This is a genomic window from Arthrobacter sp. B10-11, from assembly GCF_033142195.1.
GTDB classification, from domain to species: domain Bacteria; phylum Actinomycetota; class Actinomycetes; order Actinomycetales; family Micrococcaceae; genus Arthrobacter; species Arthrobacter oryzae_C.
Genome location: NZ_JAWMTH010000004.1, coordinates 515073 through 541447, shown reverse-complemented (window position 1 = coordinate 541447; position 26375 = coordinate 515073). Strand labels below are relative to the sequence as shown.

The following is a 26375-nucleotide window of genomic DNA, read 5'->3' as shown; positions in this document are numbered from 1 at the left end:
AACAGTGGGGCCCGCGGGGGGCAGTGGCCGCGGTCGGGCCCCTCTTCTTGCGTTGTGCCGGTTTTGCGTTGCGCCGGCTTTACGTCGTGCCGGCTGCTGCCGCCGGTCAGGCAGTCTGGCCGGCGTGCTCGCCCTCTTCGATCTCTTCAAGCAGTTTGTCGTTGAAGGCCTTGAGGTCCCCGGGGTGCCTGCTGGTGACGAAGCCCTGGTCCACCACCACTTCCTGGTCACTCCAGTCCGCGCCGGCGTTCTTCAGGTCGGTCTGGAGCGTGTGGTACGAGGTCAGCTTGCGGCCGCGGACCACGCCGGCGTCGATGAGCAGCCACGGCCCGTGGCAGATGGAGGCCACCGGCTTGTGCTGCTCGAAGAAGCTCCGGGCGAAGGCCTGGGCGTCCTTGTCCACGCGGAGGTGGTCCGCGTTGACCACACCGCCGGGAATCACCAGCGCATGGAAATCTGCGGCCTTGGCCTCGGCCACGGTGATGTCGACGTCGAACTTTTCGCCCTTTTCGGTGCCGTCGTAGCCCTGCAGCTTTCCGGCCTTCGGCGCCACCAGCGTGGGCTCGCCGCCGGCTTCCTTCACGGCGTTCCAGGGGCTGGTCAGCTCCACCTGCTCCACGCCGTCGGTCAGCAGGAACGCAACCTTCTTGCCTGCAATATTGTGCGCTGACATATGTCCTCCTCTTGACGGATGCCTTACGCGTTTAACACTAGGAACCCCGGAAATAATAAGCAAGCTGATAATCCTGCCGCCCCGATCAAACAGTGCCGATCAAACAGTGCCGATCAAACCGTGCTAGCACGGAAGTCAGCGACACCGCCCCGCGCGCACCATGGAACCACGGCATCAGGAAAGGATTCCTGGCCGAAACCACCATCACCGCAACAGGAGCAAGAAGAAAAATGTCCATGACCGCCGGAACAACGAAGTCCCGCCCCTCCCGCGCCAAGATCGCACTCGTTTCAGCAATGACGCTGGGACTTGCTGCGGGCGGCGTCGCCCTCGCCGCGCCCGCCCAGGCCGCCACCACCAACTACGCCTGCACCGTCACCCCGCTGAAGCCCGTCTTTGCCGGCTTCAATTCCTCGGGGACCAAGCTGGTGGACTACCAGATCCAGGTCCGCTGCTACAACGACCGTTCCGTCTACATCGAGCAGCAGCGCTGGGAAAGTGACGACTGGCCCAACGGCGACGACCACCTCGGCAACTCCAGCTTCAGCCGTTCGCTCGGCTACTACAGCGGAACCGTCACCATCCACAATGTCCGCACGCTGACCAACACCGAGATCGGCAACGAGGAGGTGTACCACAAGGTCCGCCACCAGGAAGGGACCGGTGGCGTCTGGTCGCCGTTCACCGGCTGGAAGGGCAGCGGCACCACGTCCATGTCGAATTAGCGCAGGTCCAACCAGCGCTCCCCCCGTCCGAACAACCAGCGAACCGGCGGCCGTCCCCATGGGGCGGCCGCCGGTCTGCTAATGCTGGCGCAGGTAGGTGAGCACGGCGAGGACGCGGCGGTGGTCCTCCGGCTCCGGCCGCAGCCCGAGCTTCAGGAAAATACTCCGGATGTGTGCCTCCACGGTCCGCTCCCCCAGGAACAGGGTCTTCCCGATCGCCTGGTTGGTCCGTCCCTCGGCCATCAGCTCCAGGACATCCCGCTCCCGGCTGCTGAGCTCATCCTCCCGGTGGTGGCCGTTGTGCGGCCGGGCCACCATCCGGGCCACCAGTTCAGGATCGACGGCGGTCCCGCCGGCCGCCACCCGGTGCAGCGCGTCGATGAAGTCGTCGATGTCCGAGACCCTTTCCTTCAGGAGGTAGCCCAGACCCTTTGCCCCGTTTCCCAGGAGCTGCATGGCGTTCTCCGTCTCCACATACTGGGACAACAGGAGCACCCCCGTGCCGGGCTGGTCGCGCCGGATGGCCGTGGCAGCCTGGATGCCCTCCGTGGTGAAGGTGGGCGGCATGCGGATGTCGACGACGGCAACGTCTGGCTGAAGGGCAGCAACACACCCCAGCAGTTCCCGGGCGTCCACTGCCTCGCAGACCACCTCGAGGCCCTCGGAACGGAGCAGCGCGGCCAGGCCGCGGCGGAGCAGCGCCGAGTCGTCCGCGATGGCTACGCGCAGGGTCATGGCATGTCCTCCGTTGGATCGGCCGAGAAGGGCAGGGTTGCGGCCACGGTTGTTCCGCGGCCTTCCGGGCTGGTGACTGTCAGCGAGCCGCCCAGGGCGGCGGCCCGGTCGGCCAGCCCCAGCAGGCCGCCGTCGGCACCGGGGGTCGCCCCGCCGATCCCGTTATCCATGACACTGAGAGTGAGTCCGGTGTCCGTGCCCTTGACGCCGATCCTAAGGTTCGAGGCACGGGCATGTTTGGCCGCATTGGTCACGGCCTCGGCGCAGATGAAGTACGCGGCGAGTTCCACCGGCGGCGGGGGCCTGTGCGGCAGGTCAACGTCCAGCTCGATGGGCAGCGCGGAGCGCTCCGCGAGCGCTGTAAGGGAGCCGCCGAGCCCCCGTTCCTGCAGCGACGGCGGGTAGACGCCCCTGGCGAGCTCCCGCAGTTCCGCCAGCGCAACGGCAAGTTCCTCGCTGGCCTGCTCCACAAGTTGTTTCATCTCGGCGGGACCCGCAGCACGGCGGGCCCTGGCCAGGTCCATGGACACGGCCACCAGGCGCTGCTGTGCACCGTCGTGGAGGTCCCGTTCCAGCTCACGGCGCCGGGCGTCCCCGGCGGTGACGATACGTTCCCGGGAGCGGCGGACCTCGACCAGCTGGTCCCGCAGCTGCTGCTCCATGTTCTGGTTGTCCAGGGCCAGGGACGTTGCGCTTTGGACGGCGGCGAGCAGCTGGGGCTGGTCCCGGAGGGCTTCGTCGAAGACGAGCGCCCCGACGGGAACGCCGTTGCGCTCGAGCACCATGGCCGCCCTCCCGGACCCGTCCTCCGGGACAGCGCGGGGCACGCCGTCGTCGTCCACGAATCCGGACAGCGCAGGGGACCACCGCCACAGGCTGAGGGTGGGGTCCCGGACCGACCTGCGGAGGGCGCGGACCAGCCGGTCGCTGACCGGCGCCGTGCCGATCTCCACCATCAGGTCGCTCAGGGTGCCACGGGCAAACCTGTAGCGCCACAGGCCCAGCAGCACTGCGAGGGGGACGATCGCCGTCGCCGGGTACTGCCAAAGCAGGGCCTCGTTGGAGAGGGAGCCGGTCAGCTGCACCACGGCGAGGGACACCCAGACAGTGGATGCGGTCTTGATGATCACTGCCAGCCACAGCGGCAGGAACGCCGCACGGTACGCTGCCGAGCCGGCCCGCCAGCGGGAGACGAGCACAGCCATGATGGCCAGGCCGATGCCTACCTGCACAATCCGCGCGGCGTCCCCGATGGCGCTGGTGAGCTGCGGGCTGTCCCGGAGCAGGAGCAGGTTGCGGGACGTGGACTCCCCTGCGGCGATGTGCAGCCGCGGATCAAAGAATGCCCAGCTGGCCACCGCGATGACCGCCCAGGCGGCAAAAAAGAAGACGACCGCCGCCCGTTCCGCCCGCGAGCGCAGGACTCCCGACGGAAAGCTCAGGGCCAGCTGCAGCAGCGGGGGCTGGTACATGAGCGTCAGGCCCACCCCCACCGTAAACAGGACGGGATCGCTGGACCGCCGCACCCCGGCAGCCAGCCACAGCAGGCCGGCGAGCACCAGCAGCAGTCCGGGATTCCGGTTCGGCCGGGTCTGCCACGCCGCCACGCCAGCCAGGACGAAGGCGAGCCCCACGGCAATGAACAGGGAGAGCTCGGTCACGGAAAACGGTGCCCGTGACGGGTTCTCGCCCCAGCGGATGACCCCCTGGGCGTTGAGGACTCCGAGGGTCCGGGCGGGATCCTGCAGGGCCGCCGGCCGCCAGTCAATCGAGATCAGCACCAGGGCCAGGACGCCCACGGTGGCAGCCACTACCAGTACCAGTTGCTTGGGAGTCACGCTGCTTCCCTCCGCCAAGGTTAAGAATCCCACGCAGCCGGGCGGCGGGCCAGACCCGCGTCGCTAACCCAACAGACCCGCGTAGCTAACCCAACAGCCGCCGTTCGTAGGCAAAGGCAACGAGCTGGAGCCTGGTGCGGAGCCCCAGCTTGTCCAGCACGCTGCGCAGGTGCGTCTTGATGGTGGCCTCGGACACGAACAGGCTGTCAGCCATTTCGGCGTTGGCCAGCCCCTTGGCCGCCAGCAGGAAGACATCGCGTTCACGCGCGGACAGCACCTCCAGGACGGAGAGGTCCGGGCCCGCGGACGGCAAGGTGCGGGCTGCGTGCTGAAAAAGCTCATGGACGGAGCCGGGCGCAATCACGGAGTAGCCGGAATGGACGGTGCGGATGGCCGCCAGGAGGAACTCGGGTTCCGCGCTCTTGAGGAGGTATCCGCTGGCGCCGGCCTGGACGGCCTCCACCACCGCCTGGTCGCGGTTGAAGGTGGTCAGGGCGATGATCTTTGGTTTGGTCCAGCCCTCGCAATCCGCCTGCTGCAGGATCCGCAGGGTGGCGGCAACGCCGTCGAGCACTGGCATCCGGAGGTCCATCAGCATCACATCGGGGGTCAGTTCCGCGGCGAGCGCAACTGCCTGTCCGCCGTCGCCCGCCTCCCCCGAAAGCTCCATGTCCGGCTGGCTCTCGATGAGCATCCGGATGCCGGCACGGAAGAGCGGCTGGTCGTCCACGAGCGCCACCGAGATGCGCCCTCCGGCATCAACCACGGAGGGCCGCTTCCGGCCGGGCTTCCCCGTGCGGCGCCGTTTCCAGTTCCCCCGGCGCCAGTCCTGCAGCCATGCCAGTACTTGTTCCGGCGGCGGATGTTTCGCCGGCGGCTGTAACTTCGCCGGCGGCGGCAGGGAGGAGTCCGTACGGCACGAACGCGGTCACCCGGAACTGTTCGCCGTCCGGACCGGCCGTCACCCAGCCTCCGGCCAGGTGCGCTCGCTCGCGCATACCGGGTATGCCCCGCCCCACCCGGACCCCGCCGTCAGTTTCCGCCGCGGCTCCCCCGTCGGGGGCCATCGCTGACGCGACGTGCAGCGCGAGCCCGGGACCGCTCCAGTCAAAGTGCAGGCGCACCGCGGTGCCCCGTCCGCCGTGCTTGAGGGCATTGGTGAGGCACTCCTGGACGATGCGGAACACGGCCAGCTCCTGACCGGTGGTCAGGGGCACGGGAGTGCCCGATTCGCTGCGATCGATGGCCAGGCTGCCCTGTCGCATCCTGTCCACGAGCGGGGCAACATCACTGAGCCGGGGCTGGGGCGTGACCATGCCGTCGTCGCGGACTCCCTCGATGACCCGTTGCGCGTCCACCAGGGCACTCCGGGCGGAGCTGGCGATATTTTCAAGGGCGTTGAGCACGGCCTTGGGCTGGTCCGAACTCAGGTAGCGGGTGCCGTCCGCCTGCGCCGCGATGACTGCCAGGGAATGAGCCAGGACATCATGCAGGTCCCGGGCAATGCGCGTTCGTTCCTGCTCCACGATGAGGTCGACTTCCGCCTCCTTCAGGCCGGCCTGGGCAATGTTCCGTGCGTGGAACAGGCTGCCGCGTTCCTGATAGAGCTTCAGTGCGAGGCCGACGGCGGCGCAGCCGGCGGCTATCAGTGTCAGGACGGAGAAGAGCTGCCAGCCGTGGACCTGCAAGGCCACGCGGTCACCGCTGTACAACGGACGGAACCAGCCCACACCGTAGCTGTACCGCCAGGAGATCATCAGGAACGTCATGGCCACGATGAAGACCGCGTTGGCCGAAACGGCCGCCACCGCAGTCCGCCTGGCCGCGGTCCACAGGATGAACGCCAGGGCGATGAACGATCCGATGTAGATGGGCCAGTGGTTCGAGTACATGGCCGGGATTGCGTACAGGAACTGGCCCGTCAGCAGGATCGCCGTCAGCGCGAGTGAAACGATCGGCTGCCACACCGACACGGCGATGGCTGCCGTCATGAGAACCAGCGGGACCGTTCCCGGCCAGACGTTGAGTCCGGGCCATGGCCCCATCCTTCCTGCTTCGCCCACGCACCACAGCGCGAAGAAGAGAACGGCCGCCACGGGGGCGCCCCAATGCCGCATGAATTTCAGAAGTGGTTCCATGCCTGTCACCCTATCCACGCGCGGCGGCGCTCCCGTGACAACGACGGCCATTTCACCCTGAGCTCCACCGCGAAGCCAGCAGATTCATCCTTCCGGCCAGGCACGCCGCGGAACTTGAGCCAAAATTGCATCAATGCCGCGTTATTCCTGATTCCCCCGGTTCACCCTTGAGACATAACATCCAGGCGGGAACCCAGCACCCGCGAGAAGAAAGCATCACAGGCTGCAAGGAAGCAGGACCGGCCATGAAAAAGGCTCCAGCGGTCAACGAGGTCGCCGCGATCCACGGCGTCATTACCGACCAGGCTCCGGTGGATTTTCATGCCTTAGGGCTCGCCGGCTGCATCGACCGGCTGGCCGCCCCGCTCCGGGAGCAGGGAACCAGGGTCCGGTGGGAGACGCCGCACCACGGCATCGAGATCCCGGCCGGAAGCGCCGGGCTGCTGTACCACGCCGCCCAGGAGGCCCTGAGCAACGCCTTCAAATTCGCCGCTGCCACCGAACTGACCGTCCGGCTCGCAGCAGTGCATCACGGCATCCGGCTGACGGTGGCCGACAACGGCACCGGTTTCGACCGCCACGATCACCACGGGAACCGCCCGCAGGGATTCGGACTGCTCCTGATGTCCATCGCGGTCCACGAAGCCGGCGGCACCGCAACCATCGACACCGCTCCCGGCAAGGGCACCTGCGTCACGGTCACGCTTCCATTGGACTGAGCGCACGCTTCCACCTGAATGACCACATGATTCTCTGGGGGGATCACCATGCATCTCAGCCCGGGCCGCTGCGCCCACGGAACCAGCCACCGGCTCCAGTATCATTTTGCCCATGACCAGGCCTGCGGTGAGGGTCCCTGTCGCGGGAGTAGCCCGCGAAGCCCTCGATACCGTCTGGGACCGGATCTTCTTCCTCATCGGTGGTGTCGCCGCCGCCTGGTTGACGTACCTTCTCCTTGAGCTCAGCTTCCAGTGGGGCTGGGGCCAGCTATGGTTCACCTTCGTCTTCTGGGCCATGCTCGCCTACCTCGTCCTGCCCAGGCTCCACTCAATCCTGACCCGCGTGTACGTGCCGGATTACTTCATCGGGCGCGCCCGCACCAGCGACGGCCTGCTCGGTGATCCGGTGAATGTTGCCCTGCTCGGCTCCGAAGCCCAGCTCCACCACGTGATGCGCCGGGCCGGCTGGACCATCGCCGACGACGTGACCCTGGCCAGCAGCTGGCGGATCATCACCTCCACGGTGTTGCGCCGCAGCTACCTCGAGGCCCCCGTCAGCCCGCTCTTCCTGTTCGGCCGGCAGCAGGATTTCGCGTACCAGCAGGAAGTGGACGGAAATCCCGGCAAGCGCCACCACGTCCGCTTCTGGCGGTGTCCGCCCGGCTGGCTGCTCCCCGGCGGCGTGTCCGCTGACTGGCTGGCTGCCGGCACCTATGACAGAAGTGTCGGCTTCTCGTTGTTCACCCTCCAGGTCACACACAAGATCGACGAACACACGGACGATGAGCGGGACCATATCGTCAGGTCCATGTCCGACGCCGAACCGTCCGCCGCCGTCCGGGTGATCCGGGACTTTTCCACCGGCTACCACACCCGCAACGGCGGGGGCGATGAAATTGCCACCGACGGCGACCTGCCCATCGTTGACCTGCGGGCAACGCCGGTGTCCGGCGTTGCCGTGGCACGGCTCCCGAGCGACAGCCGGAACAGGCGACCCGCCCCCACGATCATCGGGGCGGCCCTCGTCGCCGGCCGTGCATTGGCAGCCGCGGCACTGGCGGTGTCCATCCTGCTCTTCCCCGCCGAGCACCTGAGCGCGGACCAGTCCCAGCTGGTGCTTTACCTTGGCCTGGCAGTGGTGGTCCTGTTTGCCCTCGCAGAACTGCTGCTTGCCTGGTTCGTCTTCCTGGGCCGCAACTGGGCGCGCACGCTCACCATGGCCGTGAGTGCGGCCGCGATCGGCCTGCAGGTCATCGATGTAGTCAACGGAGGCCCCGGAATCACGCTGCAGACCAACCTTCCGGGCCTCACCCTGGACATCCTGTTGATCCTCGCCCTGTCCAGCGAGCGGTCCCGCGTCTACGCCCGCCGCGACCGCAAGGAACCAAAACGGATCGCTGCCCGGCCCGGCGGCCGCGCAGCCATCTGACGGTCAGACGGTGGCGGGGTCCGTATTCGCGCCGCACAGGATCACGGCCACCCGTTCGCCATCCGCGGGGACGTAGGCCCCGGAGGTCAGCGCCGCAAAAGCGGCCGCCGCGCCGTGCTCCACCACCATCCGGTAGTCGGCCCACAGCCGCGAGCGCGCGGTGACAATCTCGTCGTCGGACACCAGCACGCCCACCACACCGGTGCGGACTGCTACCTCGAAGCCGATCTGTCCGATCCGGCGCGCACCGAGTGAGTCCGCGGCGATTCCGGAGACCGCCACATCCACCGGCTCCCCCGCCTTGAGCGCGGCGTGCAGGGTGGGGGCTGTTGCGGGTTCCACTCCCACCACCCTGGCCAGTCCTTCGACGGCGGCCGCGATTCCGGCCATCAGTCCCCCGCCACCCACAGCCACCAGCACGGTGTCCACGCCGCCAAGCTGTTCCAGGAGTTCCGAGCCCACAGTGCCGGCGCCGGCGGCGATTTCGGGCTGGTCGTAGGCGTGGCAGTACACGGCCCCGGTTTCGGCGGCGTATGCAATGGCCGCGTCATAAGCCACGGCATATTCGGCGCCGCGCTGGATCACCGTGGCCCCGGATTCGCGGAGTTTCTTCACCTTCATGGCGGGGGCGGTCTCCGGGACAAAGACGGCGGCGGGAACCCCTGCTTGCGCCGCGGCATAAGCGTTCGCGAGGCCGGCATTGCCGCCCGAGGCCACCACAATGCCCACGCCCTCGTTCAGCTCGCCCCGCTCACGGCAGGCCAGCACGCGGTTGAACGCGCCGCGGGCCTTGAACGTGCCGGTGTGCTGCATAAACTCGCACTTCAGCCAGATGGTCCCGGGAAAGCTCCCCTTGTCCGCTTCGATCACCGGGGTGCGGCGCACCAGCCCGGAAATCCTGGCAGCTGCTTCGTCGACGTCGCGGCGCGTGATCATGCCATCCCCCGAGTAGCCGTACGGGGAAGGGTGGAGCGGCCGCCGTAGTCGCGGCCGATCTGGCGCGCAGCGTCCTGGAGGAGCGGAACCACCGTTCTCTCGATGGCCTCCGCCGGCGCCCGGTGGGTCTGGAGGGACACGTTCACGGCGGCCACCACTTCGTTGCCGTGCCAGACCGGAACGGCCACACCGCGGAGGCCTTCCTCCAGTTCCTGGGAGACCATGGACCACCCCTTGGCGCGGGCCTGTTCCACCTCCGCCTGCAGCTGGTCCAGGCTGCCGATGGAGCGCTCGGTGAAGCGCTGCAGCTGGACGGAGTCGAAGTACGTTTTCAGCTCGGCGCCGGACAACGCCCCGAGCAGGACGCGCCCCATGGACGTGGCCCAGGCGGGGAACCTCGTGCCAACGCTGATGGAGACGCTGAGGAGCCGGGGCGAGGGAACGCAGGCCACGTAGACAACATCGGTACCGTCAAGGATGCAGAGCGATGTTGTTTCGTTGAGTTCGGCCGCCAGCGATTTCAGGTGCTGCTCAGCGATTCTGGGGAGCGCCAGGTTTGCCAGGAAAGACTGGCCGATGTCCAGCGAGCGGGGAGTCAGTTCAAAGTAGGGGCCGTCGGCCCGAAGATAGCCAAGATCGGTCAGCGTCATCAGGAACCTGCGGGCGGAAGCCCGGGTCATGTCCGCTTTCACTGCGACCTGGGACACGGTCAGGCGGGGCTCATCCGGGGCGAAGGCGCGCAGTACGTCAAAGGCCTTCTCCACCGATTTCACGAAGTACGCGGGTTGCTCCGCCATGGAATGGTTTGCCCTCCCTGAAGCTCATTATTGGCACCGGCAGGCGCATGGCCGCAGGCTGGTTCCGATCATATCCGGATAACGCACGGCCGCCTCAGCGGGGCCAATTCCCGGTCAGCTCTGCACACGGATGTCCGTGAGTGCCCGGCCCAGGAGTGCGCCGGTCTCGGGTGCCAGCCCGAGGATGGGGATCATGGCCGCCGCCTGCGCCCGCAGGTGGTCCCAGCCGTCGGCGCATGGCAGGCCCTGGGCCCTCGCTCCGGCGATGGTGGCCGTCGTGTGGCCGGCATACACGAAGTCGTATACGAAGGCGTCCGGGGAAAGCTCCGCCGGCCCCCAGGCAGGTTCATCACTGCGTCCCTTGCCGATCGGGGTGGCGTTGACGATCAGGGAGGCGTGAGGCGCATGGTCCCGGGTCTCTGCCCACGTCACGGCGGCGGCTTCCATGCCGAGGCCCGTGGCCAGGTCCACCAATTGTCCTGATACCAGCGGATCCTTGTCTGCCACTGTGATCCGGTCCGCCAGGCCCGCCAGCGCCACCAGGGCCGCACGGGCGGCTCCGCCCGCCCCGAGCATCAACGCATGCCGCTGGTGCCGGCCGCCCAGGAGTTCGGCGACGGCGGTGATGTCCGTGTTGTGCGCAAGGAGCCTCAGGCCGTCCCGGACCAGCAGGTTGGAGGCACCGCTGAGCCGGACCTGTTCTGTTGCGGCGTCGGCTGTGCGCGCAGCCCACTGCTTGTGGGGCATGGTCACGTTCGCGGCCACGACGTCGGCCTCGAGCATCGCGGCGCGGACACCGGACATGTCCTGTCCGGCCGGAACGTCCCAGGCCTCGTAGGTCCAGCTGCTGCCGAGCTGTTCCAGGACGGGGCTCCAGAGCCCGGGAGACATGGCGCTGGAGGCCTCGGAGCCGATGAGGAACAGCCGGTGGGCGGGCATTCGGTTTTCCATGGTGACACCTTTCATTGCGGGCGCTTTGCTGGAGGGTGTTGTGAGGCACCTCACTCTGCGGTACTCTTTTCAATAATCGCATACCGCACAGCTGTTCGGAATGCGCACAAACCAAGCAACCGTCTTTCAGCGCGGAAGGGCCAGCACCATGACAAACACAGCTACAGGCGCCAGCATCGGAGCCGAGCAGCGCCAGCTCAAGCGGGCCAAGAAGGCAGCCCTCGCCGCGTTCCTCGGCGGCGCCCTTGAGTACTACGACTTCTTCATTTACGCCACCGCGGCGTCGCTGGTCTTCTCCAAGATCTTCTTCCCCGCCGGCGATCCCACCATCGCCCTGCTGGCCTCCTTCGCCACGTTCGGCGTCGCGTACGTAGCACGTCCCTTTGGCGCCGTGGTCTTCGGCCACCTGGGCGACAAGATCGGGCGAAAGAACACCCTGGTGATGACCCTGGTCCTGATGGGATCGGCCACGTTCCTCATCGGCGTGCTGCCCGACTTCAACACCGCCGGCTACTGGGCACCGGCCCTGCTGGTGCTCCTGCGCCTTATGCAGGGCCTCTCCGCCGGGGCTGAAACGGCTGGCGCGTCGGCGCTGTCCACCGAGGAAGCCCCCGAAGGCCGGCGCGGCTTCTTCGCCAGCTTTGCCATGAGCGGCATTTCCGCGGGCATCGTCCTGGCCTCCCTGGCCTTCCTTCCGGTGGCTGCCATGAGCGAAGCCGACCGCCTGGCCTGGGGCTGGCGCATCCCGTTCTGGGGATCCATCCTCGTGCTGATCGTGGCGTACCTGGTGCGGCGCTCGTTGGAGGAGCCGGAGGTCTTCGAAGAAAAGCACGACCACGGCGAACTGGTGAAGCTCCCCTTCGCCAAGATGTTCAAGACCCACCCGGCCCAGTTCTTCCAGGTTGCACTGATGTCCTTCGAAACCGTCACGAACACCTTCATGCAGTCCTTCGGCCTGGCCTACGCCGTGTCCGTGGGTGTGCCGGCCTCCACCATGCTCTGGGTCAGCATTACCGGCAACATCCTGGCCGTGGCAACCCAGCCGCTCATGGCGTGGCTCTCCGACAAGTTTGGCCGCCGCCCGGTCTTCATCACCGGCGTCCTCGGTTCCGGTGCCATGATCTTCGTCTACTTCTCGGTGATTTCCACGGGCAACGTCCCCATGATCTTCCTGACCAGCACCCTGATCACCGCCGGCACCTACGCGATGTCCAACGCCATCTACCCGGCCTGGTTCTCGGAGCTGTTCAACGTCAAGGTCCGCTATTCCGGCATGGCCATCGGCCTGCAGATCGGCATCCTGTGCGCCGGCTTCACCCCGCTGCTCGGCACCGCCCTCGTCGGTGCGGACAAGGCAAACTGGGGCCCCGCAGCCTGGATCGTGGCTGCATCATCCATCCTGGCCGTGGCCGGCGCCTTCTGGGCCCGCGAGACCAGCAAGACCCCGCTGCGCGAACTGGGCAACCCCGTCCGCTGAGGCACCGGTGGTCGAGCCCGGTGGTTGAGCCCCTACGGGCTCAACCACCGGGGCATTACCGGCGCCGCAGGCGGGCCAGCAGCGTCGCGGCGAGCAGCGCCGTCGTAAGTTCCAGGGCAAGGACGGCGAGCAGCCCGCCGGCGGCAGAGCCAGCCTCAGCGGGCAGCCCGGAAACCCCGTGGCTGTGGCCGTGCGACCCGCCACCGGACGCTGTCCCCAACAACAGGTAAGCATGCAGCGCCGTCATGGCCAGCGCGCAGGCCATGACCTGGTGCAGTGAACCAATCCGGCCCTCGCGCCAGATGTGCACGGCGCACGGCAGGCAGACCCCCACCATGGCCAGCATCAGCAGGTTCAGCCACAGGCCGTGGTGGTTTCCCATCACGAGCCCGAGGTGCACCAGGCTTGACGCGGCGGTCGCCGCGGCCACGATGCGCAGGTGTACAACGGGGCGGGAGTGGAGGACGGGGCCGGCGCTCCGGCCCCATCCCCGCAGGACCGTCATTGCCTCGTCCTAGCCGTGGCAGTGCCCGCCGGCGGCGGGCGTGGTGTTCGGGTTGGCGGGCACATCCAGCACGGGACTGCGGTCAAAGAACCCCTCCGGGCGCAGCTTGAAGCCCACAGTATCCACGGGCATGATGGGCCAGTCCTCAATGCGGGGGAAGTGGGTCAGCCCGAAGGTGTGCCACACCACGATGTCCTGGCCGTCGATCCCGCGGTCCTGGGCGATGTAGGACGGCAGCCCGGCTCCCCCGGAGTGCTGGTTCACGAAGTCCCCCGTGGGGTACCGCTCGTCCTCCGCGAACCGGGTGACCCATAGATCCTTGGTGGCGAATGCCGCCCGGCGGGCAATGGAGGACTCCGGGTCGGCGAGGAGCGTGGGCTGGCCCTGGGCATGCAGCTTGTACCCCACGGGCTCGCCGAGGCGGTTGCGCGATTCCGGGTTGGAGATGATCCAGGTCCGGCCGCTGCGGGCGTCGGCTTCCCGGGCGGCTTCGGACTCCGTGCGCAGGACGGTCCGCTTCCGGGAGAACGCGTTGCCGCGTTCGTTGCCTTCGCCCATGGGCTGCCGCACCACGTCCTCCTCCTCCACCCGATTGGTGAAGCCGTCAATCGCCATGTCCAGGCGCGCGCTGAAGAGGTGCTGGTGGAACGGCGCGCCGAGCCCGGGTGCGAGCTGGGAAATGTTGGCTGAGCCGCCTTCGGGGAAAGCGCTGGTGAAGACGACGCCCGTGGCCTTGGCCTCGAACTCAATGGTGCCGTCCAGGTACAGGTACCAGTAGAAGCCGTAGTCGTAGTTGCCGATGGTGGTGAAGAAGGAGATGACCAGACGGCGGTTGCGGCGCGTGTAGTTGATGCCCGCCCAGAGGTCGCTGTGCTTGGCCAGGATCCCCCAGTCCTCCTCGTGCATGCAGATGCCGTTGCGGATTTCGCGGGGGTTGCCGAAGGCGTCGCTGATCACCGGGCTGAGGTAGGTGATTTCGCCAAGGCAGTCGCAGCCCAGTTCGAGCGAGTTGGCGTACTGGCCCACCAGGTATTCGCCGGTGTCGAAGTAGTTCTGCCAGGACCGGATCGGGGACGGGTCGCCATACGGGACCACCATCTCGGCGATGGAGGCACGGTTGATGACGGGTCGCTTCCGCTCCCCGTCCTGGAAGGCCAGGTTGTGCAGCACCACGCCCTCGCGGACATCGAAGCCGACGTCAACACTCCACTTTTCCCACTCGACGTGATTTCCTCCGGTGACCGTGAAACTGGGCCCCTCGGGCTGGGTGATGTGGAGCGGCTTCTGCGTGGTGCGAAGCGGGCCGGTGAGCCCGGGGTCGGTGTAATTTCCGTGCTCCGCCGGAATCGGGACAACTCCAAGGTCCAGGACCTGCGTGACTTCCTTGCTGACGACGTCCACGTAGGCCACCAGGCCGTCGACGGGATGGGCCCAGGCGCTATCCTCGGGAAAATCCTGCACGAACGCCAGGCCGCGGAGGATGCGCCGCCCCTTCTCCTCCAGGTATTCGAAGGCGCCGGCGGACAGCGGGGCAACGCGGACTTTGCTGACATCCAGGTTTCGGTCCGCCAGGGCCTTCAGCCACCGTTCGTCGGAGGCAAGGAGTTCCTCGACCACCTCGAATTCCTCTTCCAGCACGGGCAGTTCGCCGGCGACGGCGGTGTCCAGCTCGACGGCGGAGGTCACGTCGCCGCGGGTGGCGGAGACCGTCACATCGAGGGGGCGGCCGCCGGAAACGTCGTGGATGAACACCCGGAAGCGCCGGTCCTCGGAATCCTTGGAGCTGTCCCGGGCGGGGTCCAGCAGGCCGAGATAGGCGATCCGCTTTTCCGGACCAAGGAGTCCCGCGGCGCGCAGGATGCCCTGGACGTCGGTGATCTCATCGCCCGCTGCCAGGCGGTACGGGGCGGCTGTGCCGGTTGGTGCAAGTGTCATGAGCGCTGCCTTTGTCCGGGACCGTGTCGGGGTCGGAATTTTTATTTTCTATAGTTGTAGAGAATAAGCGGTCCGTAAGATGGATCACAAGGGTTCGATACAAAAAAGTTCCGGGGGATCACCAGAGTGCCAAAGATTGTTGACCATGATGAACGGCGCCTGGAGCTGGTGGATGCGACCTGGCGGATCATTGCCAGGCTGGGCATCGAAGGCGCCACGATGCGGGAGATCGCCCTCGAGGCCGGCTTTGCCAACGGCGCACTGAAGCCCTACTTCCCCACGAAGGACACGCTGCTGACGTTTGCGTTCCGGCACGTCTTCAACAGGACCAACCAGCGCATCGCGGAGGTCACGGCGGGCAAGGCGGGGATTCCGGCACTCCGGGCCTTTTGCATTGAAGTGCTGCCGCTGGACTCCGAGCGCGTCAATGAGGCGCGGATCGTGGTCCCGTTCTGGCAGAAGGCGATCAACGATCCGGACAAGGCCGCCATCCACCGCGAGTCCATGGAACAGTGGCATGCCGCCATCCTGGAGTACCTGACACAGGCGCGCGCCCAGGGGGACGTACGCGCCGCCGTCGACGATTCGGCAGTTGCCGACCACCTGCTGAACATGCTGCTGGGCGCGCAGATCGCCGCAGCCCTTGCCTCCGGCAGCCAGGCGGACCCCGGCCTGGCCGGCCAGCTGGAAGCCTTCCTGACCCTGCTGCAGGCGGACTCCTAGTCTTTTTTCCACGCTTGTCGAAAAAAGATGACATCGCAGCACAACGGCGCTACCCTGAAATGACTGTGTCGCAGGACACAGCCTGGGGGACCAACTTTCAGATGGCTATCCGGCGTCAGGAACATCCATGTCTGCAACTCCAGCCCGCGCCGCGGGCCAGGAACTCACCTCCAGCGTGGCCACCTCGTTTGACCACTGGCGGCACCTCGTGGCGGAGTCCTTCGTGCCGCTGGCCGCCGACACGGATCATCCCGACACCTTCCGCGGCCGGATGCGCGCCAGGGTCCTGGACCGGCTGTGCATCGTGGAGGTCTCCGCCTCAGGCCACAACGTCCACCGCACACCGGCCCTCGTGGCCCGGCCGGGCCAGCGCTATTTCAAACTCAATCTCCAGCTGGAGGGCACCGGACTCCTCATCCAGGACAACCGCGAGGCAGTGCTGCGCCCCGGCGACCTCGCCATTTACGACACCAACCGTCCCTATACGTTGGCGTTCGAAGAGCAGGCACGGGTCACGGTCGTCATGTTTCCGCACGATTCCCTGTCCCTGCCTCCGGACTACGTGGGCCAGCTCTCGGCGGTCCGGCTGGCAGGCGGGCACGGGCTGACCGGCATCGTGGGCCCGTTCATTGCCAGGCTGGCGGAGAACCTTGAAGCCCTCAGCGGCCCCAGCGGATCACGGCTGGCCACCAACGCCCTGGACCTCGTGTCCACCATGCTGCACTCGGAACTGGACATGGCGCGGGACAGCATGAAGCCGCAGGTGCTGCTGGCATCGTCCGTGCGCGAATACATCGAGGCCAACCTCGCCGATCCGCAGCTCTCGCCGGCCAGCATTGCGAGTGCCCACTTCATCTCCACCCGGCACCTGCACAACATCTTCCACGAATCCGGAGCCACGGTTGCCAGCTGGATCCGGAGCCAGCGCCTGGAACGCATCCGCCGCGACCTGAGGGATCCGCTGCACTACGGCACCTCCGTGGGGGCAGTCGCCGCCCGCTGGGGATTCCTGGATGCAGCACATTTCAGCCGCACGTTCCGGGAGGCCTACGGCGAATCCCCCAGCGACTGGCGCCGCGGCGCCTGACCAGCCGCCAGGAACCGCAACGCCGCAGGTGCGGCGACCCTAAATCAGCCCCGGCTAGATCAGCCCCTGCGCGAGCATGGCGTCCGCCACCTTGACGAAGCCGCCGATGTTGGCGCCCAGCACGTAGTTCCCGGGCTCGCCGTATTCGTCGGCGGTTGAGGCGCAGCGGTGGTGGATCCCCACCATGATGTCCGTGAGCCGCTGCTCGGTGTGCTCGAAGGACCAGGAGTCACGGCTCGCGTTCTGCTGCATCTCCAGGGCGGACGTCGCCACGCCGCCGGCATTGGCGGCCTTGCCCGGGCCGAACAGCACCCCGGCCTCCTGGAACACGGCCACGGCTTCGCGGGTGGACGGCATGTTGGCGCCTTCGCCGACGGCGATCAGGCCGTTGCGGACCAGCCGTGCGGCAGCATCGCCGTCGAGCTCGTTCTGCGTGGCGCACGGCAGCGCCACCGTCGCATCGACGTCCCAGACCGAACCGGCCTCCACATAGGCGACCCCGGAGCGGCGGAGCGAATAATCCTTGAGGCGTCCGCGTTCAACTTCCTTGACCTGGCGGAGAAGCCCGACGTCGATGCCCGCCTCGTCCACGATGTAGCCGGAGGAGTCGGAGCAGGCCACCACCGTGGCACCGAGCGACTGGGCCTTGGCGACGGCGTTGATGGCCACGTTGCCTGAGCCGGACACCACCACGCGCTGCCCGTCAAAGGAGGTTCCGCGGGTCTTCAGCATTTCCTCGGTAAAGATCACCGTGCCGAAGCCGGTGGCCTCGGGCCGGACCAGCGAACCGCCCCAGGAGATGCCTTTGCCGGTCAGGACGCCGGATTCGTAGCGGTTGGTGATGCGCTTGTACTGGCCGAAGAGGTAGCCGATTTCGCGCCCCCCGACGCCGATGTCGCCGGCCGGCACGTCGGTGTATTCGCCGATATGGCGGTAGAGCTCGGTCATGAAGGACTGGCAGAACCGCATAACCTCGGCATCGCTGCGGCCCCGGGGATCGAAGTCCGAGCCGCCCTTGCCGCCGCCGATGGGCATGCCGGTGAGGGCGTTCTTGAAGATCTGCTCGAAGCCGAGGAACTTCACGATGCCCAGGTAGACGGACGGGTGGAACCGCAGGCCGCCCTTGTAGGGGCCGAGGGCCGAGTTGAATTCCACCCGGAAGCCGCGGTTGATCTGCACGCGGCCCTGGTCATCGGTCCACGGCACCCGGAAGATGATCTGGCGTTCGGGTTCGCACAGCCGTTCCAGGATGGCCGCTTCGAGGAATTCGGGGTGCCGGTCGTGGACGGGGCCGAGGCTCTCGAACACCTCGACCACCGCCTGATGGAACTCCGCTTCTCCCGGGTTCCTGGCCAGGACGGTGTCCCTGATGGCCTCGAGCCGTGCATCCATGATGATTCCTTACGTCCGAACCGGGCGCGGAATGTCTCCGGCATATGCCGGACCTGCACCCTTTTATTGAAACTTCAACATACCCAATTGTGACTGCACGGGCCACGCATGGCCAATCGATGTTCCACTAACCTCCGTATTGTGACATTTAATTTCCATGAAACGAAAATTTCGGGTTCGGTTCGGGGTCCGGCAGGGGACTTCTGATGGCCCACATTTGCCTGCTGCTCTCCGGGGCCGCGCTGCTGCTCAACGGCGTGGCGGCGCTGGATCTCCTCCCCCGCCGTGACGCTGCCGTGTTCAGCCTGGTCATCGGCGGTACCCAGTTGGTCCTGGGCATTGCGTACCTGGGGAGTACCGGCGACGGGCGCGGTGACGCCGGCGGAACGCCCCTGCTCCTGGGAGCAGCAGGAATGTTCCTGTTCGGGCTGACCTACGTCTACGTTGGGTTGGATTTCCTGCTGGGACTAGGTTCCCGGGGCCTCGGCTGGTTCTGCGGGATGGTGGCCGTGTGCGGCCTCCTCCTCGCCGCGGCCTGGGCCGGGGCGGATCCGCTTTTGGCCGTTCTCTGGCTCTGCTGGACCTACCTGTGGCTGCTGTTCTTCCTGCAACTGGCCCTGGGGTTTGAGCGCCTCACCCCGCTCATTGGCTGGTCCCTGATCCTTACCAGCCAGGCATCGGCCACGGTCCCGGCGCTCCTGGGCATCACGGGGCACTGGCCAGCTGGTCCCGAGGCGGCACCGTCGGCGGCCGCGGGAGCCTCAGTCCTTGCATTCCTCCTGCTGCTGGCCGCCGCCGTCGTTGTTCCCGTCGAAAGTCCGCTATCCGGCGAACTCAAGCTCTGAGGCCCGCACCCGCTTCTCCACCCGGAGCTCCACGAGGACTCCGGCCAGGAACAGTGCGGGGACGGCCGCCAGCAGGCCCACGGCCGTTTCCGTGCTGCCTCCGATGAGGGACGTGAAGTTGCTGACCACCAGGTACAGCACCCACGCCAGCAACACGGAAGCCAGCACCGGGGCGATGAACGTCTGCCATTGCTGGCCGGCCACCCGTTCCCTGCGGAAATAGGCGACGACGGCCAGGGAACACAGCATGTACAGCACCAGCAGTGCGGCAACGGCGAGGCCGCTGAACCACGAGAACAGCGTCAGCACCGGGTCAAGTCCCAGCAGCGCGAACGGTGCCACCAACAGGACGGCCACCGCGGTCTGGATCCAAGCAGCGGCGGCCGGCGCACGGTGCTTGTTGGTGCGGGCAACAACTGCCGGCAGGGAACCGCGCAGGGCCAGCGAGTGCAAGTAGCGGTTGATGCCGTTGTGGAAGGCAATGATGCCTGCCAGCAGCGAGGTCACCAGCAGGACGCCGGTGGTGATCCCGGCCCACGGCCCGAACATCTCGACGATGGGGCCGATCACGAACGAGGTGGCGTCCCCGGATTCCAGGGCGGCGCCGGCGGCATCGACGACGTGTGACGGCCCGTAGAAGCTGACCAGCATCCAGGTGATGAAGGAGAAGAACACGGCGATGATGCCCACGGAGAGATACGTGGCCCGCGCAACGGTCCGGTGCGGGTCCTTGGCCTCGGCGGAGTAGATGGCCGTGGATTCGAAGCCGAACATGGAGGCCACCGCGAACATAATGGCGACGCCGGGAGCTCCGCTGGCGATGGCTGCCGGCGCGAAGGAGGCGGCGAAATCAAGGCCTTCGGGGCCGCCGCCCTTGAACAGTACGGAGAATCCGAACATCAGGAGGATGGCCACTTCCAGGCCCACCAGGACCGCCAGAACACGGGCGCCGAGCTCGATGTTCATGGAGCCCAGGACCTGGACCCCGGCCATGGTGACCACAGCCAGCAGCCACCACGGGACAGGTACCCCGGCGGAGGCCAGCAGGCCGGAAAACGCCGCTCCGTACAGTCCGTACATTGCCGCCTGCACCGTGCTGTAGGCCAGGAGGGCAAGCCATGCCGCCCCGGCGCCCACCCTGCGCCCGAACGCCGCGGTCACATAGGCGTAAAAGGCGCCGTTGGTCTGCACCTTCCGGCTCATGGCCACGAACCCCACGGCGAAAATGACAATAACGATGCCGACGACGAGGTAGGCCCCCGGGGCGCCGGCCCCGTTGCCGAGCGCGGCCGCGAGCGGTGCCGCGCCCACGATGCCGGTCAGCGGGGCCTGCGCGGACAGGACAAAGAACAGGATGCCCAGGACGCCGATGCTGCCTGCGCGCAGGGCGGTGGAGTGTTCCTGGCGGGAACCGGGCTCTGCGGTCCGGGATTCGGGATTCGAAATACTCATTTGATCCTTCTAACGGTCATGAGTGCTGGGGGGAGTGAAATCCAGCATGGCAGTCGCCGCCGGAGGCGGCTTGTCTGGCAGCGATCAGTTGTTGTTCCTGAGCGCACGCGAGGCATCCAGGGCGGCCCCCTCCGGGGCTGTTCGCTCCCGCACAACAGCTCTTCGCGGATAGACAAGACGTCCCGCGGGCGGGCGGGCAGACTCGAGACAAGGCCCCGGGCCATGCCGGCCGGTGCGCATTGCCTACTCGAAGTGGAGTACCCCATGGAAACTTACGACGCCCTACTGGCCTCGATCACCCCGGACGCCGGCGAAACCCGGGCCATCCTCGACCCGGCCACCGGCACGCTCGTGGGCACCGCCCCCGTCCACACCGTCCAGGACCTCGAGGCGGCCGTTGCCGCCGCGGCCGCGGCCCAGCCCGCGTGGGCAGCCCTGGGCCACGGCGCCCGGTCCGCCGCGCTCCTCAAAGCAGCCGACGCCGTCGAACGCTCCGCCGAGGAACTTGCCCGCCTGCTCTCCCGGGAGCAGGGCAAACCGCTGAACGGCCCCAACGCCCGTTTCGAGGTCGGCGCCTGCGCGGCCTGGCTGCGCGTCGCCGCCGGCACGCCGCTGGACCCGGAAACCGTGGTGGACGACGGCGAAACCCGGGCCGAACTGCACTACCGGCCCATCGGCGTCGTGGGCGCGATCGGCCCGTGGAACTGGCCCATGATGATCACCGTCTGGCAGATCGCCCCCGCCCTGCGGATGGGCAACGCCGTGGTGGTCAAGCCCTCGGAATACACGCCGCTCTCCGTCCTGGCCCTGGCCAAGGTCCTCAACGAGGAACTCCCCGAAGGCCTCCTGTCCGTTGTCAGCGGCGGCCGCGACGTCGGCGCCCGGCTGGCCGAACACCCCGCCATCGGCAAGGTCATGTTCACCGGCTCCACCGCCACCGGCAAGGCGATCATCAAGTCCTCCGCGGAGACGGTGAAGCGCCTCACCCTGGAACTCGGCGGGAACGACGCCGGCATCGTCCTGCCCGACGCCGACCCCAAAGCCATCGCCGAGGGCCTCTTCTGGGGCGCCTTCATCAACACCGGCCAGACCTGCGCCGCGCTCAAGCGCCTCTACGTCCACGACTCGCTGTATGAGGCCGTCTGCACGGAACTCACGGCGGTGGCGGCGTCGATGCCCATGGGCGTCGGGCTGGACGAGAACAACGTCCTCGGCCCGCTCCAGAACCGGGCCCAGTTCGACATCGTGGCCGGCCTGGTGGAAGCGGCTAAGGCTTCCGGAGCACGCGTGCTACTCGGCGGAAACCCGGACACCGGCCAGCCCGGCCACTTCTACCCCGCCACCCTCGTCGCCGACATCGACAACAGCAACCCGCTGGTGGCCGAGGAACAGTTCGGACCGGCCCTGCCGATCATCCGTTACGGCACCGTGGGTGAGGCGGTGGCCATGGCAAACGCGCTCGACGTCGGGCTCGGAGCCTCCGTCTGGTCCTCCGACCCTGCCGAAGCCCGCAAGGTGGCCGCCCGGCTCGAGGCCGGCACCGTCTGGATCAACAAGCACGGCGCCGTGGACCCGCGCATTCCCTTCGGCGGCGCCAAGCAGTCCGGCTACGGCCTGGAGTTCGGCGTCGAAGGCCTCAAGGCCCTGGGTGTTCCGCAGGTGATCAACGGCTAGGAAGGAGTTTTTGTCCACTTAGAGGGACTTCAGCCGCGGTTTGCGCCCATTATCTGGACAAAAACTCCTAGAGTGCCGGCTGCCGCATCCACGGCCTGGTGGGCGTCTGGCCCAGCTGGTCGTTGAACTCCTGGGCTTCGCGGTAATACTCCAGCATGGAGAGCCGGGACGCGGCCGCCGGATCCAGGATCACCACGGCCCGGCGGTGCATCTGCAGCACCGAGGCGGGGCAATGGGCGCTGACCGGGCCTTCCACCATGGCCTGGACGGCATCAGCCTTGTTCTCCCCCATGGCCACCAGCACCGCCAGCCTGGCGTCGCGGATGGTCCCCAGTCCCTGGGTCAGGCACAGCCTTGGAACGTCGCCCGCCGGGAAGAACCGGGCGTTGTCTGCACGGGTGGCTCCTGCCAGGGTCTTGACCCGGGTGCGGGACACCAGCGACGAGGTGGGCTCGTTGAACCCGATATGGCCGTTGGCGCCGATTCCGAGGATCTGGATATCCACACCGCCGGCGGCCGTGATGGCGGCGTCGTAACGGTCGGCTTCGGCAACGAGGTCCGGGGCGTCGCCCTGCGGCGTGAAGAGCTGCCCGGGCGGCAGGTCCACGTGGCCAACGAATTCCCGCCGGATGGTGGAGTGGTAGCTCTGTTCGTGCTCCGGCGGCAGCCCGGCGTATTCGTCCAGGGTGAAGGCCGTGACCCGGCTGAAGCTCAGCCGTTCTTCGCGGTGCCGGCGGATCAGTTCCTGGTACGTGGACCTCGGCGAACCGCCCGTGGCGAGCCCGAGGACGGCCGGGCCCTGCCTCACCCGGGCCTCGATGATGTCCGCGGCCCTGCCGCCTACGTGTTCTGCGGACTCACACAGAATGATCTGCACGCGCATTCCTTTCCTGCAGTAGTGGTGTGCCGGCCCGGTAGACCTGCACCAGTTCGAGTTCTTCGGTGGCCACCAGCACGTCGGCCCGTTTCCCCGTGGCGAGGGAGCCCAGGGGCGTGGAACCAGGTTGGCTGGCGTCCGTGTGGTCCAGGCCCATCAGGCGGGCCGGAGTGGCTGAGGCCGCCGTGACGGCATCGGCCAGGGGCACGCCCCACCCGACGCAGCGTTGGACGTTTTCCAGCAGAAGGCTTGTTGCCCCGGCGATCGCCCCGGGACGTCCATCGTCCGCGGAAACCAGCCTGGCCACCCGGTCCTGGACCAGCACGTCCAGGCTGCCGAGCGTGTACAGGCCGTCGGTCATCCCGGCCGCCGCCATCGCATCGGTAATCAGCGCTATCGACCCCGGCCCCACCAGGCTGAAGACCATGCGGACAATCTCCGGGTCCAGATGGACGCCGTCGGCAATCAGCTCCAGGACCATCCGGTCCGGCGACTGCCGCGCCGCCTGCAGGAGGACAGGGATGGGCCCCGGCGCCCGGTGGCCCAGCGGAGGCATCCGGTTGAACAGGTGGGTGGCGGACCACGGCCCGTCCCCTCCCCCGAGAACTTCCCGCGTCCGGGCAGCCGTGGCGTCCGTGTGGCCGATCGACGGGACCACCCGGTAGTCGCGGCACAGGGCCACCAGCTCAGCAAAGTGCGCTGTTTCCGGTGCCAGCGTGAGGGAGCGGACCGTGCCCTGTCCTGCTTCGAGCCATTCCTTCAGGAGTCCGGGGTCGCCGTCGATGATGGCCGCCGGGTCCTGGGCCCCGCACATGCTCCTGGTGATGAAGGGGCCTTCCAGGTGCAGGCCGGCCAATGTGCCGTCCTGCACCAGCGCCCGCAGCACTTCGATCTGCCCGAGCAGCACGTCCGGGCGGGCCGAAACGAGCGAGGCGAGAACCGACGTCGTTCCCTGCGCCGCGTAGTAACCCGCCGCCCGGCGGGCGCCCTCCGCATCCGCGGAGAAGGTGTGCCCCACGGCGCCGTGGCAGTGGACGTCCACCAGGCCGGGCAGGATGAGCGGAACCTGTGTTGTTTCGACGTCGACGGCGGCGGGCAGTTCCGCCGTCGGCCCGGCCCAGACGATGCTGCCCCCGGCGATCACCACGGTGCCGTCGTCGATCATTCCGTCGCCGCTCCGGCCGGTGACGAGCCGCCCCCGCAGCCCGAGGTCGATGTCGCCGTTCCCCGGCCGCGTCAGGTCAGCTCGCATCGGCCTTGGCCATCGAACCGTTCTCGTCGGTCTCGTCTTCGCGGCCCAAGGTGCGCAGGTTCCAGCGCCGGATCACGAAGCGGAAGGTCACGTAGTACACGGCCGCGTAGCCCAGGCCGATGGGGACCAGCCAGAGCGGATTCTGGGCGATCCCGAAGTTCAGCAGGTAGTCGATGGCTCCGGCGGAGAAGCCGAAGCCGTGGTGGATGCCCAGGAAGTTGACCAGCATCATGGAGGTTCCGGTCAGGACGGCGTGGACGAGGTAGAGCGGCCAGGCCACGAACATGAAGGAGAATTCCAGCGGTTCGGTGATGCCGGTGAGGAACGCCGTGAGGCCGGTGGAGAGCATGACGCCGCCGACGATCTTCTTCTGGGACGGCTTGGCCTCGTGCCAGATGGCGAGGGCCGCAGCGGGCAGGGCAAACATCATGATGGGGAAGAACCCGGTCATGAACACGCCTGCTGAGGGGTCGCCGGCGAAGAACCGGTTCAGGTCGCCGTGCGTGCCGTTGTAGTCGCCGATGATGAACCAGACGATCGAGTTCAGGATGTGGTGCAGGCCCAGCGGGATGAGCAGCCGGTTGAGCGTGCCGTAGATTCCGCTGCCCACCACGGTGTTGTCCGCCACCGTGTTGCCGACCGCCGTCAGCCCGGAATTGAAAAGAGGGTAGATGAGGGCCATGACCACGCCGATCACGATCGCGGCGAAGGAGGTCAGGATGGGCACCAGCCGGCGGCCGGCGAAGAACCCGAGCCAGTCCGGCAGGGTGGTCCGGTGGAACTTCTGCCACAGCCATGCGGTGGTCAGGCCCATTACGATGCCGGCCAGCACGCCGTAGTTGATGACGGGATCCTTGCCGCCCTCCGGGGCGGCGCCCAGCACCAGCGGTGCCATGACTTTGAAAACGTTGGTCAGGACCAGGAAGCCGACGACGGCGGCCAGCGCCGTGGACCCGTCGCCCTTCTTGGCGAAGCCGAAGGAAATGCCGACGGCGAAGAGCAGCGGCAGGTTCTCAAACAGGGCCCCGCCGGCCGCGCCGATCACCTGGGCAACGGTAGACAGGCCTTCGAACCTGCCCAGCAGGTCGTCCTGGCCCAGCCGCAGGAGGAGTGCGGCGGCGGGAAGTGCTGCGATGGGGAGCATGAGGCTGCGGCCGAAGCGCTGCATGTTCTGCAGCGCTTTGCCGCTGCCTTTGGCCTTTCCCGGGGCCGGCGAGGCCAGCGGGCCGGCCCCGGCGGAAGCGGAGGGGTTTTCCGTGGACATGTGGTTCCTCGTTTCGAAAAGGGTGCTTGTGCGGGGATGCGGGATTCAGTAGAGTTTTGCTAACTGGTTATAACCAGTGACAATCATCACTGTGAAGTGCACCGGGCTCAGTTGTCAACCTCAGGCAGGAAAAAAGACCTCCGGGCCCGCCGGCCTTCACCGCGAACCATCAACAGGAGTGGACATGTCCAAAGCAGAGATCATCCTTGCCGCCCTGGGCGGCGCCGACAACGTGGAAGAAATTGAAGGGTGCATCACCCGCCTGCGCACCGAAGTGGTGGATGCTGCCCGCGTGGACGAGGCCGCCCTCAAGGCCGCGGGCGCCCACGGCGTCATGATGTCCGGCACGGTGGTCCAGGTTGTGGTGGGTCCCGAGGCCGAGAGCCTGGCTGAAGACATCCAGGACCTGATGTGAGCACGCCTGACGTGAGCACCGCAGGTACCGGCACGGCAGAAGCAGCCGGGCGGGCCAGGGCCATCAGCGTGGCCTCTCCCCTGCCCGGCCGGCTCATCCCGCTGGGCGAGGTGCCGGACCCCGTGTTCGCCAAAGGCCTTGTGGGCGGAGGCGCCGCCGTCATCCCGGACGACGACGCCGGTGTGCTCACCGCCGTCGCGCCACTGGACGGCCGCGTCATCAAGGTCATGCCGCACGCCTACATCGTCCAGCACGCCTCCGGGCCCGCAGTCCTGGTCCACGTGGGCATCGACACTGTGGGCCTGAAGGGCGAGGGCTTCAGCGTGCTGGCGCAGAAGGGCGACCATGTCCGGGCCGGCGATCCGATGATCAGCGTTGATGTCAGCTTTGTCCGCTCGAAAAACCTCAGCATGTGCAGCCCCGTGGTGATCCTGGACAGCGCACCGGACGCAATTGAACCTCCTGCCTCCGGCGGCCGCGTGGAAGCCGGCGGGCACCTGTTCGACCTGCCGGGACAACTTCCGGAAAAATAGACG

The 26375-nt window shown here is 67.4% G+C and carries 25 protein-coding genes; 10 read left to right on the top strand and 15 right to left on the bottom strand.

From position 1 onward, the window contains the following. Positions 1 to 106 precede the first annotated feature (106 nt). A complete protein-coding gene (locus RW112_RS15585; RefSeq protein WP_317782642.1) occupies positions 107 to 673 on the bottom strand; it encodes a type 1 glutamine amidotransferase domain-containing protein in 567 nt (188 codons plus the stop codon). A gap of 236 nt (positions 674 to 909) precedes the next feature. Here RW112_RS15585 and RW112_RS15580 point away from each other — a divergent pair, with 236 nt between their 5' ends. Continuing rightward, positions 910 to 1398, top strand: a complete 489-nt coding sequence (locus RW112_RS15580; RefSeq protein ID WP_317782641.1) for a hypothetical protein — start codon at positions 910 to 912, stop codon at positions 1396 to 1398. Positions 1399 to 1476: 78 nt separating this feature from the next. On the opposite strand, the gene RW112_RS15575 is transcribed toward RW112_RS15580, so the two are convergent. From RW112_RS15575 to RW112_RS15560, 4 genes are all read right to left on the bottom strand, one after another. Next, a complete protein-coding gene (locus RW112_RS15575; RefSeq protein ID WP_317782640.1) occupies positions 1477 to 2133 on the bottom strand; it encodes a response regulator transcription factor in 657 nt (218 codons plus the stop codon). Continuing rightward, positions 2130 to 3971, bottom strand: a complete 1842-nt coding sequence (locus RW112_RS15570) for a histidine kinase (RefSeq protein WP_317782639.1) — start codon at positions 3969 to 3971, stop codon at positions 2130 to 2132. The genes RW112_RS15575 and RW112_RS15570 overlap by 4 nt, the downstream gene beginning before the upstream one ends. Before the next feature lie 85 nt (positions 3972 to 4056). Beyond that, entirely contained in the window at positions 4057 to 4737 is a 681-nt protein-coding gene (locus tag RW112_RS15565) for a response regulator transcription factor (protein WP_317782638.1), read from the bottom strand. Beyond that, on the bottom strand, positions 4730 to 6109 hold the full coding sequence (locus tag RW112_RS15560; protein ID WP_317782637.1) for a sensor histidine kinase: 1380 nt from the start codon (positions 6107 to 6109) through the stop codon (positions 4730 to 4732). The genes RW112_RS15565 and RW112_RS15560 overlap by 8 nt, the downstream gene beginning before the upstream one ends. 245 nt (positions 6110 to 6354) lie before the next feature. On the opposite strand from RW112_RS15560, the gene RW112_RS15555 reads away from it, so the two are divergent. Together RW112_RS15555 and RW112_RS15550 are read left to right on the top strand one after the other, a co-directional pair. Next, a complete protein-coding gene (locus RW112_RS15555) occupies positions 6355 to 6828 on the top strand; it encodes a sensor histidine kinase (protein WP_317782636.1) in 474 nt (157 codons plus the stop codon). Between the two features lie 112 nt (positions 6829 to 6940). After that, complete coding sequence (locus RW112_RS15550; RefSeq protein ID WP_317782635.1) at positions 6941 to 8257, top strand: LssY C-terminal domain-containing protein; 1317 nt, start codon at positions 6941 to 6943, stop codon at positions 8255 to 8257. Between the two features lie 3 nt (positions 8258 to 8260). Here the strand turns inward: RW112_RS15550 and RW112_RS15545 are convergent, their stop codons facing one another. The 3 genes from RW112_RS15545 to RW112_RS15535 all read right to left on the bottom strand — a co-directional run bounded on the left by RW112_RS15545 (position 8261) and on the right by RW112_RS15535 (position 10941). Then, positions 8261 to 9193 carry a threonine/serine dehydratase gene (locus RW112_RS15545; protein ID WP_317782634.1) on the bottom strand — a complete coding sequence of 311 codons (933 nt, stop codon included), beginning with the start codon at positions 9191 to 9193 and terminating at the stop codon, positions 8261 to 8263. Further along, the gene (locus RW112_RS15540; RefSeq protein WP_317782633.1) at positions 9190 to 9990 is read right to left on the bottom strand and encodes an IclR family transcriptional regulator C-terminal domain-containing protein; all 801 of its coding nucleotides are present in this window, start codon (positions 9988 to 9990) and stop codon (positions 9190 to 9192) included. Before RW112_RS15540 ends, RW112_RS15545 begins: the two co-directional genes overlap by 4 nt. Before the next feature lie 114 nt (positions 9991 to 10104). Beyond that, a complete protein-coding gene (locus RW112_RS15535) occupies positions 10105 to 10941 on the bottom strand; it encodes a shikimate dehydrogenase (protein ID WP_317782632.1) in 837 nt (278 codons plus the stop codon). 148 nt (positions 10942 to 11089) lie between these two features. On the opposite strand from RW112_RS15535, the gene RW112_RS15530 reads away from it, so the two are divergent. Then, positions 11090 to 12418 (top strand): MFS transporter, encoded by a 1329-nt coding sequence (locus RW112_RS15530; protein ID WP_317782631.1) that lies wholly within the window; start codon positions 11090 to 11092, stop codon positions 12416 to 12418. Between the two features lie 55 nt (positions 12419 to 12473). Here RW112_RS15530 and RW112_RS15525 read toward each other — a convergent pair whose 3' ends face one another. Both RW112_RS15525 and RW112_RS15520 read right to left on the bottom strand, forming a co-directional pair. Then, positions 12474 to 12923, bottom strand: a complete 450-nt coding sequence (locus RW112_RS15525) for a hypothetical protein (protein ID WP_317782630.1) — start codon at positions 12921 to 12923, stop codon at positions 12474 to 12476. A gap of 9 nt (positions 12924 to 12932) precedes the next feature. Next, entirely contained in the window at positions 12933 to 14858 is a 1926-nt protein-coding gene (locus RW112_RS15520) for a primary-amine oxidase (protein ID WP_317782629.1), read from the bottom strand. A 126-nt stretch (positions 14859 to 14984) separates the two neighbouring features. Here RW112_RS15520 and RW112_RS15515 point away from each other — a divergent pair, with 126 nt between their 5' ends. Together RW112_RS15515 and RW112_RS15510 are read left to right on the top strand one after the other, a co-directional pair. Continuing rightward, complete coding sequence (locus RW112_RS15515; RefSeq protein ID WP_317782628.1) at positions 14985 to 15581, top strand: TetR/AcrR family transcriptional regulator; 597 nt, start codon at positions 14985 to 14987, stop codon at positions 15579 to 15581. A gap of 127 nt (positions 15582 to 15708) precedes the next feature. Next, positions 15709 to 16668 carry a helix-turn-helix domain-containing protein gene (locus tag RW112_RS15510; RefSeq protein WP_317782627.1) on the top strand — a complete coding sequence of 320 codons (960 nt, stop codon included), beginning with the start codon at positions 15709 to 15711 and terminating at the stop codon, positions 16666 to 16668. 54 nt (positions 16669 to 16722) lie between these two features. Here the strand turns inward: RW112_RS15510 and gdhA are convergent, their stop codons facing one another. Then, complete coding sequence (gene gdhA / locus RW112_RS15505) at positions 16723 to 18060, bottom strand: NADP-specific glutamate dehydrogenase (RefSeq protein WP_317782626.1); 1338 nt, start codon at positions 18058 to 18060, stop codon at positions 16723 to 16725. Between the two features lie 206 nt (positions 18061 to 18266). Between gdhA and RW112_RS15500 the strand changes: the two genes are divergently transcribed. Further along, entirely contained in the window at positions 18267 to 18905 is a 639-nt protein-coding gene (locus RW112_RS15500; protein ID WP_317782625.1) for an AmiS/UreI family transporter, read from the top strand. Here the strand turns inward: RW112_RS15500 and RW112_RS15495 are convergent. Continuing rightward, positions 18882 to 20357 carry an APC family permease gene (locus tag RW112_RS15495; RefSeq protein WP_317782624.1) on the bottom strand — a complete coding sequence of 492 codons (1476 nt, stop codon included), beginning with the start codon at positions 20355 to 20357 and terminating at the stop codon, positions 18882 to 18884. The two genes, RW112_RS15500 and RW112_RS15495, sit on opposite strands and share 24 nt — an antisense overlap. A 264-nt stretch (positions 20358 to 20621) precedes the next feature. On the opposite strand from RW112_RS15495, the gene RW112_RS15490 reads away from it, so the two are divergent. Continuing rightward, on the top strand, positions 20622 to 22031 hold the full coding sequence (locus tag RW112_RS15490) for an aldehyde dehydrogenase family protein (protein WP_317782623.1): 1410 nt from the start codon (positions 20622 to 20624) through the stop codon (positions 22029 to 22031). A 67-nt stretch (positions 22032 to 22098) separates the two neighbouring features. On the opposite strand, the gene nagB is transcribed toward RW112_RS15490, so the two are convergent. From nagB to RW112_RS15475, 3 genes are read right to left on the bottom strand one after another with little or no spacing between them, the layout of a single operon-like run. Beyond that, positions 22099 to 22908 carry a glucosamine-6-phosphate deaminase gene (nagB, locus tag RW112_RS15485; RefSeq protein WP_317782622.1) on the bottom strand — a complete coding sequence of 270 codons (810 nt, stop codon included), beginning with the start codon at positions 22906 to 22908 and terminating at the stop codon, positions 22099 to 22101. Next, positions 22889 to 24160, bottom strand: coding sequence for an N-acetylglucosamine-6-phosphate deacetylase (locus RW112_RS15480; protein WP_317782621.1), 1272 nt, complete (start codon positions 24158 to 24160; stop codon positions 22889 to 22891). Before RW112_RS15480 ends, nagB begins: the two co-directional genes overlap by 20 nt. Next, complete coding sequence (locus RW112_RS15475) at positions 24150 to 25424, bottom strand: PTS transporter subunit EIIC (protein ID WP_317782620.1); 1275 nt, start codon at positions 25422 to 25424, stop codon at positions 24150 to 24152. The genes RW112_RS15480 and RW112_RS15475 overlap by 11 nt, the downstream gene beginning before the upstream one ends. Positions 25425 to 25608: 184 nt before the next feature. Here RW112_RS15475 and RW112_RS15470 point away from each other — a divergent pair, with 184 nt between their 5' ends. Both RW112_RS15470 and RW112_RS15465 read left to right on the top strand, forming a co-directional pair. Then, positions 25609 to 25839, top strand: a complete 231-nt coding sequence (locus RW112_RS15470) for a PTS glucose/sucrose transporter subunit IIB (protein WP_305942300.1) — start codon at positions 25609 to 25611, stop codon at positions 25837 to 25839. Beyond that, positions 25836 to 26372 (top strand): PTS glucose transporter subunit IIA, encoded by a 537-nt coding sequence (locus RW112_RS15465; RefSeq protein ID WP_317782619.1) that lies wholly within the window; start codon positions 25836 to 25838, stop codon positions 26370 to 26372. The genes RW112_RS15470 and RW112_RS15465 overlap by 4 nt, the downstream gene beginning before the upstream one ends. Positions 26373 to 26375: the final 3 nt, after the last annotated feature.

Bases quoted from the DNA above. Each gene is read 5' to 3' on its own strand.
- RW112_RS15585 (WP_317782642.1), bottom strand. From the start codon at position 673: ATGTCAGCGCACAATATTGCAGGCAAGAAGGTTGCGTTCCTGCTGACC.
- RW112_RS15580 (WP_317782641.1), top strand. From the start codon at position 910: ATGACCGCCGGAACAACGAAGTCCCGCCCCTCCCGCGCCAAGATCGCA.
- RW112_RS15575 (WP_317782640.1), bottom strand. From the start codon at position 2,133: ATGACCCTGCGCGTAGCCATCGCGGACGACTCGGCGCTGCTCCGCCGC.
- RW112_RS15560 (WP_317782637.1), bottom strand. From the start codon at position 6,109: ATGGAACCACTTCTGAAATTCATGCGGCATTGGGGCGCCCCCGTGGCG.
- RW112_RS15555 (WP_317782636.1), top strand. From the start codon at position 6,355: ATGAAAAAGGCTCCAGCGGTCAACGAGGTCGCCGCGATCCACGGCGTC.
- RW112_RS15550 (WP_317782635.1), top strand. From the start codon at position 6,941: ATGACCAGGCCTGCGGTGAGGGTCCCTGTCGCGGGAGTAGCCCGCGAA.
- RW112_RS15545 (WP_317782634.1), bottom strand. From the start codon at position 9,193: ATGATCACGCGCCGCGACGTCGACGAAGCAGCTGCCAGGATTTCCGGG.
- RW112_RS15540 (WP_317782633.1), bottom strand. From the start codon at position 9,990: ATGGCGGAGCAACCCGCGTACTTCGTGAAATCGGTGGAGAAGGCCTTT.
- RW112_RS15535 (WP_317782632.1), bottom strand. From the start codon at position 10,941: ATGGAAAACCGAATGCCCGCCCACCGGCTGTTCCTCATCGGCTCCGAG.
- RW112_RS15530 (WP_317782631.1), top strand. From the start codon at position 11,090: ATGACAAACACAGCTACAGGCGCCAGCATCGGAGCCGAGCAGCGCCAG.
- RW112_RS15525 (WP_317782630.1), bottom strand. From the start codon at position 12,923: ATGACGGTCCTGCGGGGATGGGGCCGGAGCGCCGGCCCCGTCCTCCAC.
- RW112_RS15520 (WP_317782629.1), bottom strand. From the start codon at position 14,858: ATGACACTTGCACCAACCGGCACAGCCGCCCCGTACCGCCTGGCAGCG.
- RW112_RS15510 (WP_317782627.1), top strand. From the start codon at position 15,709: ATGTCTGCAACTCCAGCCCGCGCCGCGGGCCAGGAACTCACCTCCAGC.
- gdhA (WP_317782626.1), bottom strand. From the start codon at position 18,060: ATGGATGCACGGCTCGAGGCCATCAGGGACACCGTCCTGGCCAGGAAC.
- RW112_RS15500 (WP_317782625.1), top strand. From the start codon at position 18,267: ATGGCCCACATTTGCCTGCTGCTCTCCGGGGCCGCGCTGCTGCTCAAC.
- RW112_RS15495 (WP_317782624.1), bottom strand. From the start codon at position 20,357: ATGAGTATTTCGAATCCCGAATCCCGGACCGCAGAGCCCGGTTCCCGC.
- RW112_RS15490 (WP_317782623.1), top strand. From the start codon at position 20,622: ATGGAAACTTACGACGCCCTACTGGCCTCGATCACCCCGGACGCCGGC.
- RW112_RS15480 (WP_317782621.1), bottom strand. From the start codon at position 24,160: ATGCGAGCTGACCTGACGCGGCCGGGGAACGGCGACATCGACCTCGGG.
- RW112_RS15475 (WP_317782620.1), bottom strand. From the start codon at position 25,424: ATGTCCACGGAAAACCCCTCCGCTTCCGCCGGGGCCGGCCCGCTGGCC.
- RW112_RS15470 (WP_305942300.1), top strand. From the start codon at position 25,609: ATGTCCAAAGCAGAGATCATCCTTGCCGCCCTGGGCGGCGCCGACAAC.